Source organism: Formosa haliotis, from assembly GCF_001685485.1.
GTDB lineage: Bacteria > Bacteroidota > Bacteroidia > Flavobacteriales > Flavobacteriaceae > Formosa > Formosa haliotis.
Map to the genome: position 1 here is coordinate 3,722,897 of NZ_BDEL01000001.1, position 12,891 is coordinate 3,735,787.

Consider the following 12,891-nt stretch of genomic DNA (forward strand, 5'->3'; position numbering starts at 1 on the left):
AAGTATGCTTTTTTTTCCACTAATAAAAATGTCGACGGAAATCTTGTAGGGAACTAACCTGTGGTTATTAGAGGAAAGGGACGCGTAGTTTTTGGTGAAAATGTTCAGATAGGGGTAATAAATTCTCCTCATTACATTTCTAGTTACGGGTATATAGAACCGCGTTTAAAGGATGCTGTAATTTCTATTGGTGATAATACAAGTATTAATAACGGAGTTAGTCTTGTGGCCGAAAAAAATATTACAATAGGAAAGAATGTGTTAATGGGATATAATTGTCAAGTTACAGATAGTAATTTTCACGATTTACATCCGAAAAAACGATTACAACCCGATAACAATCCGAAAGCAGTTAAAATTGGAAATAATGTGTTTTTGGGAAATAATGTTACAATACTAAAAGGCGTAGAACTTGGTGACAATACAGTCGTGGGAGCCGCTTCTGTTGTTACAAAAAGTTTTCCTGAAAATGTAATTCTTGCAGGGAATCCAGCCAAAGTTATACAGAAGCTAAGTGATATAATTATAGATTAAACTACAAGTAAGAGGTATTTATAGCTAAAAAATTAATTTAGATATGCTCCCAAGTGCTTAAATAGTTTTTTGCAATGGTTTTATAGAAATGCTCTTTTTCTATAAAAGTTCTAGCATTTTTAGAAATTTTTAGAATAATGTCTGGATTGCAAATTAGCCAAGATAATTTTTCAACCAGATAATTTACGTCTGGCAATGCGTTAATAGCAACCGTGTTTTCTTCTAAATTATAATAGTCTAACCATTCTTGTTCGGCACCGGTAAACACTACTTTTCCTTTCGCCATAGCCTCTAGAGCATTATAACCTTGGTCGTAAGCATACACTTGGTCTAAAACAATGTGGGCATTATTATATAGTTTAATATACTCGGCATAAGGTATGTTTTCTGTAATATGTATATCTACTTGTTCAGGATATTTTTCTGCTATAATAGCTAAGGCGGCCTTAAAAAATGCTATACCTTTTTTTGCCTGAGACAAGGTGTTTACACCTAAAAAAATATTGATTTTTGAATCTATTTTTAGTGGAGTGAAATGGATGAGATCGGTATTTATAGGATTAGGAATTAGGCCTAAATAGAAAGATTTATTGGCAAGAGGAATATGATAATCTAGATCTGAAGCTATCACTCCCTTACAATGCTTTAAAAGAAAATCATGTAATTTTTTATACGGGGCACTTACATATTTTAGGGAATATTGAAATTGCTTGCCTAACGATTTATTCTCCAGATAAGGCGTCAAAACTGAATAGCGCATGGTGTTAGTAAGATAGTGCGAAACGCTTGTAAAATCATCTCCACACGATAATAGAAAAACGCGATGATGTGTTTTAAATAGTTTTTTTAGAAGTTTAATCTCTAAATTAGGATGTATGTTTAAGGGATCTTCATTAATAAGTTGAATAACATCGAAATCTTTTAAAGTTGGTAAAATACGATTGAAATTATAGTAAACTTCTAAATCTGAAAGGTCGAATTTGGAGAGCTTAAAACCAACTTTTCTAACCAATTTAAAAAGGGGATACTGCGATACTTTTGGAGTTAAATCAATGTCTACCGGATATTTTTTAAACAAATCCCCCGTACCAATAATTATGACCTCGTGGCCTAATTGTTCTAGTCCTTCTTTTAAAGAATTATGTAATCGGCTAAATTCTCCAATTAAAAGTATTTTCATCCTATATTTGGTACCTTTGTATCATCAAAGATAGAGATTTAGTTGAATAAAGCAGAAAAAAGTACCGTTAGCCTAGAAGTTTTAATAGCTACAATGGATAGAGATTCTCTAGATTTCTTAAATCCTATATTTCAGAATAATTCAATCCAAAATCATCATATTTTAGTTGTTAATCAAACTCAAAACGGGTCGGTTTTAAAGTCTGATTTGCCAAATGTTAGAGTTATAAACTCGCATGAGAAAGGACTGTCTAAAAGTAGAAATTTAGCGATAGAAAATGCCATTGGAGACATTTGTTTAATAGCCGATGATGATGTGGTTTATGTTGAAAATTTCGAAACTATAATTTTAAGTGCTTTTAAGCGTTTAAAGGACCCGGATATGATTCAGTTTAAAGCTTTAAATTTAATTGAGACTCCTTATAAAACTTATCCGAATACTTCTTTTCAGCACAGTTTAAAATCTATTAGAGGTGTCATGTCTATAGAAATAGCCTTTAAAAGAGAAGCGATTTATACTAGTAAAATTAGGTTTAACGAATGGTTTGGTTTAGGCAGTAAATTTCAAACTGGAGAAGAGTATATTTTCAGTAGAAATTTAATTCAGCATCAGTTAAGCGTGTATTTCTTCAATGCTTTTATAGTGAAACATGCAGAACATAACTCGGGAAAACTTTTATCTAGTAATACCATAGTTTATGCTAGAGCAGCATTAAATTATTGTATTTTTAAAAATTGGGCATATATCTGGGTGTACAAGTATGTGTTTTTTTTATATCGGAATGGTTATATAAATAAAAATGAACTTAATGCTAAAATAAAAATAGCTTTGCAGGGTATATCAGACTTTAAATCAATAAACAATGGAGAATAATAGCTTTAAAATAATAGAAATTCCTAAAATTAAGGATACCCGAGGGAATCTAGCTGTTATTGAAAAAGATTGCCTACCGTTTACATTTAAAAGAGTGTATTATTTATACGATGTGCCTAGCGATGCGTATAGAGGTGGTCATGCACATAAAGATCAATTAGAATTTTTAGTTGCTTTAAGCGGTAGTTTTAATGTGATTTTAGATGATGGAAAAACTAAAAATAGAGTCACTTTAAATAAACCGGACAAGGGACTATTAATACCTACGGGAGTTTGGAGAGAATTAGAAAATTTTTCTTCGGGCTCTGTCTGTTTAGTGTTAGCTTCAGATGAATTTGATGAAGCAGATTATATAAGAGAATACGACGATTTTTTAAAATTTAAAGGCGCTTAAATTAATATTACAGGCATGTAAAAGGGTCTTAGTGTGTAATAAAAGCACTAAAACGAATCGGTTACATTGTAATAAAAATCGCTGTTTAGAATTTAAATTTCTTAAATCTATTTTTTGTTTATGACTCAAGAATTTAGCCGAGTTTTTAGCTAATTTATATTGTATGGCAATAGCAAACCGATTTATATCTAAATACTTTTTTAGCGATTTGTTCTGTAGGGCTTCTGCTTCATAAGTATCTAAATTTATAAATTGTCTCTTATTGGTATTTGAATTTGAAATACGATTATCGGCAAATAAATTATGAGTAGCCGATACGGTATTGGTAAACGCTACGGGATAATTTAAGGCTAGTTTTATCCAAAGATCGGTGTCTTCGCCAGCTCCAAAAGTTATGCTTTCATTAAAACCACCTACCGCCATAAATGCTGATTTAGGTATAGACACTGCCGATGTCCAGGCAATAGAATTAATAAAACTCGCTTCAAAATAATCCTTAACAATACCGTTCCAATTGTCTTGTTTAGGAATGGTGTTGTAGGTAGAAGGAATAATGGTGGTATTTAATTGTTTTTGATAAGCTGTACAGTATAATCCGCAATCTGGATAATTTTGGTATAGGTTAAAAAGGTCTTCTAAATGATGCGTTTCCCAGGAATCGTCTGCATCTAAAAACACAATCCGATCGGAATTAATTTTGCTAACGCCAAAATTTCTGGCAAACGAAACGCCTTGATTTTTTATAGAGAATATTTTTAATCTAGAATCTTTGATGCTATTTACAACCTCCAAACTAGAATCTGTAGAACCATCATTCACCACAATAATCTCAAAATCATTAAAACTCTGGTTTAAAACATTTTGAATAGTAGGTTTTATGTGTTTTTCCTTATTGAAAAGTGGAATAACAATAGAAAAATATGGTTTCATTTAGTTTTTAGTTCGGTTTAAATCGGAATAGCACATATACATTATGCGATACGCCTGTAATAACTTTATAGATGGATTTTTACTTGTTAGCTGTTTTTTTATTTGTTTAGCAGTTTGTTTGTAAAGTGTTGAAATTAGTTGATTTACATGTGTTTTTTTTAAAAACAGAAATAAAACTAATATTTTATTGTTTTTATTAATAGGCATACCGCTATCTATTAATTTTAATAGGGTGTCTGCGGCTTCTTCTTTCTTAGTTATAAAGGTTAAATTGGTTTCTAAGCCTAAATGAAAAACAGGATTGTCTATATGAGATATAGGGGTTTGTAATGCTTTTAATTTCGATCCAAAATAATTATCCAAGCCATAGGCATTATAAGTTATACTGGAGTTGATGAGGTTGAAAACATCTTTTTTCATGCACATATTAGCAGAAACAATGTTTTTGTAAGGATATATTTTTCTCGTGTTTACACTAGTAGCTTCATGTTTAATGCCGTATTTCCAATGTAAAAGAAACTCGGGTTTAGGTTGTGGATCTTTATAAGAAATACCACCAAAAAAGGCTTTAATTTCAGTATTAAACAGAGCGATGTAATTTTTTATAAAAGAATTTGTTGTAGGTAAAACATCTGCATCTAAAAATAAAAGCCAGTCGTACTGAGAGGCATCAGAGAGTAATTGTCTAGTTTTTGTACGTCCATAATTAGCTGGAGATTTTAAATAGGAGGTACAAGATAATGTGTCTATTGCTCTGTTCAGGGCTATATATTCTGGTGCAGAACAATCATCTACACATATAATTTCAAATGATATTTTGGAATCCATAAGTTGTTTATGAAGTTCTTTAACTAAAGGAACAACATTGTAATTATAAATAGGAATTAAAACAGATAGCATTTCGAAATTATATAGCGTAAAAATACGCTTTTTAACACTATTATGCGTGGTAAGGTAAAAAAGCTTTAAGCTTGAAAGCTAAAAGCAATTTGGTGAAAAAGTTATAAATACGTTGAAATTTAACTTTTACGCTGTACCACTTCGTAAAGTTGATTGTCGTCGCACTTTAACGTTTTACTTGGGTATTTAAGCAGTAAAGCATAATCGTGAGTGGCCATTAAAATGGTGTTGCCGTTTTTGTTTATGTCTTGAAGCACTTTCATAACTTCAATACTAGTTTGCGGATCTAGGTTTCCTGTAGGTTCGTCTGCAAGAATAAGTTCTGGGTCGTTAAGTAAGGCACGGGCAATGGCTACACGTTGTTGTTCCCCACCAGAAAGTTCGTGTGGAAATTTAAAGCCTTTGGTTTTCATGCCTACTTTTTCTAGAACTTCGTCTATACGGGTTTGCATAGCTTTTTTGTCTTTCCAACCAGTAGCTTTTAAAACAAAACGGAGGTTCTCGTTAATATTTCTATCCACCAAAAGTTTAAAATCTTGAAAAACGACTCCTAATTTTCGTCTTAAAAAAGGAATTTCTCGTTCTTTTAGCGATCGTAAGTTAAAATCTACGATACTTCCTTCTCCTTCTGTTAAAGGCAAGTCGCCATAAAGGGTTTTCATAAAACTACTTTTTCCAGTTCCTGTTTTTCCAATTAAATACACGAAATCGCCTTTAAACACTTCAACATTAACATTAGATAGCACAAGACTATCACCTTGAAAAATGGAAACATCTTTTAAATGGAGAACAGTTTGGGACATAACAATACAGCTGTTTTTTTGAGACGTAAATGTATCATTTTATAATAACTTTTAAAACACAGCAGTATTCCTTTTTTTTGTTAATCTTTGTAGATTGCAATTTTTACCGAATTCAATAATTATTGCAATAAATTTTCGTTATAGGAAAGAGATTAATTTATCTTTGATTGAAATAAAACTTAAGGTTAATGGCAAGAAGTAACATTGTATTATTTTTATTAGCAATTGTAGTGAGTACGCAAATGTTGGCACAGCGATCTGCAATTTATACAAACGACCAAGTAGAGTACCTAAAGGCATTGTCTTTATATAATAGTAAGCAGTATTTAGCCGCCCAAAATATTTTTACAAGTATTCAAAAGCAGACTAAAGAAGAAGTGATGAAATCGGAATGTGCGTACTATATAGCAAGTGCAGCTATTCGATTAAATCAAATAAAAGCCGACGATTTAGTTGAACATTTTGTCGAAGAATATCCTACAAGTCCGAAACGAAATTCCGCTTATATAGACGTGGCAGATTTTTATTTTAAAGGAGGTAAATATGCACATGCCAAAAAATGGTACGACCGTGTAGATGAACGGTCTTTAACACCTTCTGAGAGGGATAGATATAATTTTAATAAAGGTTACACTGCCTTTGTAACCAAAAATTATAGCAATGCAAAAAAATATTTAAGCAAAGTAGAAGATTCTGGCACTTACGGGGCGCAAGCTAAATATTACATTGGCTATATGGCTTATCAGAGCGACGATATTGGTCAGGCAAACGAGTATTTCGATCAGGTTAAAAACCAAGAGAAATACAAAGAAAAAATGGCGTATTACAAGGCCGATTTGAATTTTAAATTAGGGAATTTTGAACAAGCAATAGGCTTAGCTAAAGAGCAAATTCCGTATAGCAGTCGGGCAGAAGAGTCGGAGTTAAATAAAATTATTGGAGAAAGTTATTTTAATTTAGGAAATTATGACGAAGCCATTCCTTATTTAACTTTATACGAAGGAAAAAGAGGAAAGTGGAATAATACAGATTATTATCAATTAGGATATGCCTATTATAAGCAAAGTGATTATGATAGAGCGATTTCCGAATTCAATAAAATTATAAGTGGCGATAATGGGGTTGCTCAAAATGCCTATTATCATTTAGGAGAAAGCTATATTCAATTAAATAAGAAAACAGAAGCTTTAAATGCGTTTAGAAATGCTTCGCAAATGGATTTTGTGCCTCAAATTCAGCAAGATGCTTGGTATAATTATGCTAAGATTAGTTATGATATTGGTAACCCATACGAGTCTGTGCCAGTAGTTTTATCTGGGTTTTTAACCAAATATCCAGAAACCGCTTACCGTTCAGAGATTGAAGGCCTATTAGTTGATTCTTATATTACGTCTAAAAACTACCAAGAAGCTTTAAGGTTGTTAGAAGGTAAAAAAGACGCCGCAAGCAGAGAAGCGTATCAAAAAGTAGCGTTTTATAGAGGATTAGAGTTAGTTGAAGAAGAGAATTATACGGAAGCCTTAGTGTTCTTTGAAAATGCATTGAAAGAAAATATAAACCAAGAATATACGGCAAGAGCTAATTTTTGGAAAGGAGAATGTAATTACAATTTGGGTAACTATGCAGAATCTGTACTAGATTTTAAAGCCTTCAAACAATTTGCGGGTTCAGATTCTGAAGAGTCTAAAGTGGTAGATTATAATTTAGGGTATGCTTATTTTAAACAAAAAGATTACAATCAGGCCACAGCACATTTTAGTGCATTTACCCAAAATTATACCGAAGACCAAATAAAACTAAACGATGCGTTTTTGCGTTTAGGCGACGGGTATTTTGTATCTAGTAATTACAATAAGGCTATTGAAGCCTACGATTCAGCCATTAAACTGAATCAAATAGAATCAGATTATGCAGCATTTCAAAAAGCGATAAGCTACGGGTATGTGGGGAATTCTAATTCTAAAGTTTCAGAATTAGAACATTTTATAGAGGCTTATCCAAAATCTAAATTGCGAGACGATGCCATGTACGAGCTAGGAAACACCTATACCAAGGCCAACCAGAACGATCGTGCTGTAGCCATGTATAATCAATTGAGTACAGAATATAGAATGAGTTCGTTAACACCAAAAGCGATGCTTAGAGAGGGCTTAATTTTTTATAACGACAATCAGAATCAAAAAGCATTAGAAAAATTTAAAACCGTAGTAACCAATTATCCTCGTACTCCTGAAGCTTTGCAAGCAGTATCGACAGCGCGTTTAATTTATATCGATTTAGGAAAAGTAGATGAATATGCAGCTTGGGTAAAAATTCAAGATTACGTTGATGTTTCTGATGCCGATTTAGATAATGCGACATACGAATCTGCAGAGAAGAAATATTTAGATAATAATACAGATGAAGCTATTAAATTGTTTAATGATTACTTAAATCAGTTTAAAACTGGATTACACGCTAATCAAGCGCATTTTTATTTAGCTCAATTATATTACAAAAAAGGTTTAAAATTAAATGCTGCACCACATTACAAATATGTTGTAGATGCGCCAAGAAGTGAGTTTTCTGAAGAAGCTTTAATGCGATTAGCGCAAAGCTATTTAGATGGAAAAAATTGGTTAGATGCGGTTCCCGTTTTAGAACGATTAGAGGCCGAAGCTGCTTTCCCTCAAAACGTGGTTTTTGCACAGTCTAATTTAATGAAAGCTAATTATCAACTTAGCAAGTATAAGAGTGCTGTGGCTTATGCCGAAAAAGTTTTAGCAAACAAAACCATAGACAATAAAATTAAAAGTGATGCTTATATTATTATAGCCAGATCGGCTTTTAATTCTAACGATCTTGTGCGCGCTAAAGAGGCTTACGAAGACGTAAGTAAAGTGGCTACGGGAGAAACCGCTGCCGAAGCCCTATTTTATAACGCCTACTTTAAGCATAAAGATGCCGATTTCGAAGGGTCTAACGAAGCGGTACAGCGCTTAGCTAAAGATTATTCTAGTTATAAGTATTACAGTGCGAAAGGATTGGTAATTATGGCAATGAATTATAAAGAGTTAGGAGATGCCTACCAAGCGACCTACATTTTAGAAAGTGTGATAGAAAACTTCAAAACATTTAACGATGTGGTGTCTGAAGCCCAAAAGCAGCTTACTGAAATTAAAAAGGAACAGGCAAAAACCAATTCTTCTATCCAAACCCAAGACTAACATAAACGACATTAAAAATCAAACTTATATTATGTATAAGCCTTTTAAATATATACTAACCTTTATCGTTTTATTCTGTAGTGTGTCTTTCATGTATTCGCAAGAAAAGGATACTATTCAAACAGATGTAATTAATGTTGTTAAACCTTACACGCCATCAATTTCTGATGCGTTTAAAGTAAAAACAACTCCAACGTTAGAAGATAATGTAACAACAGAGAAGAAAGACATAGATTATAATATTCTTTCTGTTCCTGTAGCTTCCACATTTATTCCGACTAAAGGAAAAGCGACCATGATAGAACGTAAAAAGCCAGATGTGTTTTATGAAAATTATTTAACGTTTGGTTACGGAACGTATGGGAACTTAATTTCAGAATTATATGTTACCAAAGAATTTAAACGTATTGGCTCTTTTGGGGCTAGAGTCACTCAAGAAATGTCTAAAGATGGTATTAAAGATAAAGCTTTAGATGATAGTTTTACAACGACCGATATAGAATTGGAATACATACAACGTTTAAGAGACTTAACCTGGAGTGTAAAAGGAGGACTGGAACGCCAAAGATTCAATTGGTACGGAGTAGAAGATGCCTATAATAGAGGAAATAAAGACGTAAGTCATAATTATTATGACTTGTATTTAATAGGTGATTTTACTTTTGATTATACCTATGTGAAATCGGCTAGCTTAACCTTAAGACGTTTTTACGATGATTTTGAATCTACCGAAAATCATTTAAAATTTAATGGTAAAGTAGATTTGCCAATTATGGATGAAGAAATTACAACCGATGTTAGGTTGGAGTATTTTAGCGGACATGCAGGGAATCGTTATGCTTCCGAACAAGTGCCGGAATACGGTAACATCCTTTTTGGGGTATCTCCTAGTTATAAATTACGTCAGGACGATTTAACTTTAAACATAGGGGCATCTGCTTATTATATGATTGGAATAAATAGTACCGAAAGCAATTTCTACATCTATCCTAATATTACAGGATCGTTTAGAATTGTTGACGATGCTTTAATCGCTTATGGAGGACTTACAGGCGATGTGATTCAAAATACATATCGCGATTTTGTTCAGGATAACCAGTTTTTATCACCTACCATTAATGTAAAACCAACCGACAATAGTTTTGATGCTTATGTCGGGATGTTAGGAAAGTTTACTAGTAATATAGGGTATAATTTTAAACTAGGTTATATGTCTGAAGATGATAAGGCATTGTTTAGAAAAAATCAATTTTCTGATAGGGGAGCTACCACGGCTTATAAATATGGGAATTCATTTGAGGTGGTTTACGATGATGTTAAAACCATTCATGCTTTAGGAGAATTAACCGTAGATTGGGATACCCACTTAAAAATGGGGTTACGTGCCGAATATATGAATTATAATACCGACGTGGAGGCAGAAGCATGGAACTTACCAAATATTAAAGCCTCTGTTTTTGGAGATTACATGTCAGATCAGAAATGGTTTGCAGGAGCAAATATTTTTTATGTAGGCGGCCGTAAAGATTTAGATGTTATAAATTCGGGATCCAATCAAACCACAGAAACCATCAGTTTAAAGGGGTATATCGATTTAAATATAAATGGAGGGTATAATCTAAATAACAGATTTACCGTATACCTTAAGTTAAACAATATTGCAAACCAGAGTTACCAACGTTGGAGTAATTATAACGTGCAAGGATTTCAAATTTTGGGAGGAGCAACGTATAAATTCGATTTTTAAAACATATTCATAACTATATACTAAGCGTTCTTCGGGACGCTTTTTTTGTTTTAAATAGTGAGGATATAACTAATTGTTCAGGTGCTTAATTCCTAAATTCATGTTGGTTACTAGTTTTTTACTATATTTAAATTATTAAAACCCAAACCTAACCAATTTTAAACCTATGAAATCTATTCTATTTTTATGTGTAGGCCTACTTTTTAGTGCCTCAGTGTGGTCTCAATCGTCTGCCTATTCTACCGCAGCCACCCAATGTCTTGAAAGTAATGGTACATTAGCGTATTACGAAACCATCTTCGATGCTTGTTTTAAACAAATGCAAAATCAATATGCTAAATATAACATCCCATCTGAAACTTGGACAGAATTAAAAACGGTAAAACCAAGCGAGATGGATAAAGTTAACAATAAACTAGTCGAGGCCTATTCCGATTTTTTTACCATGGAAGATGTTCAAAATATGAACGCATTATATGGGTCTAAAACAGGTCAGACTATGCTTAACAATCCGAATGCCTTAACAAAGAAGGATAAAAAACAAATCGATAACTTTTATAAAACGGCAACTGGGAAAAAGATTGTTAGTTCTCAAGCCGGTATGAAAGAAAAAATGCAAGTTATTTCCGATTTCTGGTGCGGCGATATGTACAAAACCGTTAACGGAAAACTAGAAGCTAAAGGCTATTCTATCCGTTAGAAGGGATATTTCTAAACGGAAAAAGTTGGACTTCTTCTATTTAAATATTATCATGAGAATTCAACATAGACTTCGAATTCGGAATGTTTTAAAGCCAAAATTCACCCCACCTTTAATTAATACATATTTTTATCTTGTCTTAAATTAACATAACATTCTTTAATCTTAAATCATTCCGTATCTTTGCACTCTGAAATTTTGATATGAGAACAAAATCACTTAAAAAGAATAAAATCAACGTAGTAACTCTAGGGTGTAGTAAGAATGTTTACGACAGCGAAGTGTTAATGGGACAGCTAAAAGCTAGCGGAAAAGACGTTGTACATGAAGAAGAAGGTAATATCGTTGTAATTAATACATGCGGATTTATCAATAATGCCAAGGAAGAAAGTGTGAATACCATTTTAGATTTCATGCAAAAGAAGGAAGATGGCGAGGTCGATAAAGTGTTTGTTACCGGATGTTTATCTGAGCGTTATAAGCCAGACCTTCAGAAAGAAATTCCTAATGTCGATGAATATTTCGGTACTACAGAATTACCAGGTTTATTAAAGGCGCTAGGAGCAGATTATAAGCACGAATTAATTGGGGAGCGTTTAACAACAACACCTAAAAATTACGCTTATTTAAAAATTGCAGAAGGTTGCGACAGACCGTGTAGTTTTTGTGCCATTCCAATTATGCGTGGAAAACATAAGTCAACTCCAATTGAAGAAATTGTTGTAGAAGCTGAAAAATTAGCTGCAAAGGGTGTTAAAGAATTAATACTTATTGCTCAAGATTTAACCTATTATGGTTTAGATATTTATAAAAAGCGAAATCTTGCCGAATTACTAGAAGCTTTAGTAAAAGTAGACGGTATAGAGTGGATTCGTTTACATTATGCATTCCCTACCGGTTTCCCAATGGATGTGCTAGATGTTATGAATCGTGAGCCTAAAGTTTGTAACTATTTAGATATTCCATTACAACATATTTCCGATAGTATCCTTAAAAGTATGCGTCGCGGAACCACTCAAGAAAAAACCACGAAGTTACTTCAGGAATTCAGAAAAGCGGTGCCAGAAATGACAATTCGTACCACACTTATTGTAGGATATCCAGGAGAAACAGAGGAGGATTTCCAAACCTTAAAACAGTGGGTTCAAGATATGCGTTTCGAGCGTTTAGGTTGTTTTACCTATTCTCACGAAGAAAATACACATGCTTACAATTTGGAAGATGATGTTCCTGAAGACGTGAAGCAAGAACGTGCCAACGAAATTATGGAAATTCAATCGCAAATTTCTTGGGAAATGAATCAAGAAAAAATAGGTAAAGAATTTAAAGTCGTTATCGATAGAAAAGAAGGGAACTATTTTGTTGGTCGTACAGAATTTGATTCGCCAGATGTAGATAACGAAGTGTTAATAGATGCAACAGTAAATTATTTGAAAACGGGTGAGTTTGCACACGTTGTTATTACAGATGCTGCCGATTTTGATTTGTATGCAGATGTTGTAAAATAGTATAAAATGAAATAAATAAAAAGGTGTTTTAATGTAAGTTAAAACACCTTTTTTCGTTTAACCGCCTAGTGTTATACCAACCTTAATCTTAACTAATTTTTTAGAATTGAAAAATC

11 protein-coding genes are annotated in these 12,891 nt (G+C 32.9%); 7 read left to right on the top strand and 4 right to left on the bottom strand.

The window, feature by feature from the left end; genetic code table 11:
- Positions 1–60: 60 nt before the first annotated feature.
- Entirely contained in the window at positions 61–534 is a 474-nt protein-coding gene (locus A9D35_RS19565) for an acyltransferase (RefSeq protein WP_083191731.1), read from the top strand.
- A 37-nt stretch (positions 535–571) separates the two neighbouring features.
- On the opposite strand, the gene A9D35_RS15730 is transcribed toward A9D35_RS19565, so the two are convergent.
- Complete coding sequence (locus A9D35_RS15730; protein ID WP_066224780.1) at positions 572–1,714, bottom strand: glycosyltransferase family protein; 1,143 nt, start codon at positions 1,712–1,714, stop codon at positions 572–574.
- 42 nt (positions 1,715–1,756) lie between these two features.
- On the opposite strand from A9D35_RS15730, the gene A9D35_RS15735 reads away from it, so the two are divergent.
- Together A9D35_RS15735 and A9D35_RS15740 are read left to right on the top strand one after the other, a co-directional pair.
- Entirely contained in the window at positions 1,757–2,587 is an 831-nt protein-coding gene (locus tag A9D35_RS15735) for a glycosyltransferase family 2 protein (protein ID WP_083191732.1), read from the top strand.
- A complete protein-coding gene (locus tag A9D35_RS15740; RefSeq protein ID WP_066224783.1) occupies positions 2,577–2,981 on the top strand; it encodes a sugar 3,4-ketoisomerase in 405 nt (134 codons plus the stop codon). Before A9D35_RS15735 ends, A9D35_RS15740 begins: the two co-directional genes overlap by 11 nt.
- Here A9D35_RS15740 and A9D35_RS15745 read toward each other — a convergent pair.
- The 3 genes from A9D35_RS15745 to A9D35_RS15755 form a co-directional block, all read right to left on the bottom strand.
- The gene (locus A9D35_RS15745; RefSeq protein WP_066224786.1) at positions 2,961–3,911 is read right to left on the bottom strand and encodes a glycosyltransferase family A protein; all 951 of its coding nucleotides are present in this window, start codon (positions 3,909–3,911) and stop codon (positions 2,961–2,963) included. The genes A9D35_RS15740 and A9D35_RS15745 overlap by 21 nt on opposite strands.
- Positions 3,912–4,811 (bottom strand): glycosyltransferase family 2 protein, encoded by a 900-nt coding sequence (locus A9D35_RS15750; RefSeq protein WP_066224789.1) that lies wholly within the window; start codon positions 4,809–4,811, stop codon positions 3,912–3,914.
- A gap of 119 nt (positions 4,812–4,930) precedes the next feature.
- On the bottom strand, positions 4,931–5,614 hold the full coding sequence (locus tag A9D35_RS15755) for a cell division ATP-binding protein FtsE (RefSeq protein WP_066224792.1): 684 nt from the start codon (positions 5,612–5,614) through the stop codon (positions 4,931–4,933).
- Positions 5,615–5,802: 188 nt separating this feature from the next.
- Here A9D35_RS15755 and A9D35_RS15760 point away from each other — a divergent pair, with 188 nt between their 5' ends.
- The 4 genes from A9D35_RS15760 (at position 5,803) to rimO (ending at position 12,775) form a co-directional block, all read left to right on the top strand.
- Complete coding sequence (locus A9D35_RS15760) at positions 5,803–8,820, top strand: tetratricopeptide repeat protein (protein WP_066224795.1); 3,018 nt, start codon at positions 5,803–5,805, stop codon at positions 8,818–8,820.
- 31 nt (positions 8,821–8,851) lie between these two features.
- Positions 8,852–10,567: a porin family protein gene (locus A9D35_RS15765; RefSeq protein ID WP_066224798.1), complete on the top strand. Its 1,716-nt coding sequence runs from the start codon at positions 8,852–8,854 to the stop codon at positions 10,565–10,567.
- A gap of 166 nt (positions 10,568–10,733) precedes the next feature.
- Positions 10,734–11,267 carry a DUF2059 domain-containing protein gene (locus A9D35_RS15770; protein ID WP_066224800.1) on the top strand — a complete coding sequence of 178 codons (534 nt, stop codon included), beginning with the start codon at positions 10,734–10,736 and terminating at the stop codon, positions 11,265–11,267.
- Positions 11,268–11,470: 203 nt separating this feature from the next.
- Positions 11,471–12,775, top strand: a complete 1,305-nt coding sequence (gene rimO, locus A9D35_RS15775; RefSeq protein ID WP_066224803.1) for a 30S ribosomal protein S12 methylthiotransferase RimO — start codon at positions 11,471–11,473, stop codon at positions 12,773–12,775.
- Positions 12,776–12,891 lie beyond the last annotated feature (116 nt).

Coding starts and splice junctions, on each gene's coding strand:
- A9D35_RS15770 (WP_066224800.1), top strand. CDS start 10,734: ATGAAATCTATTCTATTTTTATGTGTAGGCCTACTTTTTAGTGCCTCA.
- A9D35_RS15740 (WP_066224783.1), top strand. CDS start 2,577: ATGGAGAATAATAGCTTTAAAATAATAGAAATTCCTAAAATTAAGGAT.
- A9D35_RS15745 (WP_066224786.1), bottom strand. CDS start 3,911: ATGAAACCATATTTTTCTATTGTTATTCCACTTTTCAATAAGGAAAAA.
- A9D35_RS15765 (WP_066224798.1), top strand. CDS start 8,852: ATGTATAAGCCTTTTAAATATATACTAACCTTTATCGTTTTATTCTGT.
- A9D35_RS15755 (WP_066224792.1), bottom strand. CDS start 5,614: ATGTCCCAAACTGTTCTCCATTTAAAAGATGTTTCCATTTTTCAAGGT.
- A9D35_RS15750 (WP_066224789.1), bottom strand. CDS start 4,811: ATGCTATCTGTTTTAATTCCTATTTATAATTACAATGTTGTTCCTTTA.
- rimO (WP_066224803.1), top strand. CDS start 11,471: ATGAGAACAAAATCACTTAAAAAGAATAAAATCAACGTAGTAACTCTA.
- A9D35_RS15730 (WP_066224780.1), bottom strand. CDS start 1,714: ATGAAAATACTTTTAATTGGAGAATTTAGCCGATTACATAATTCTTTA.
- A9D35_RS15760 (WP_066224795.1), top strand. CDS start 5,803: ATGGCAAGAAGTAACATTGTATTATTTTTATTAGCAATTGTAGTGAGT.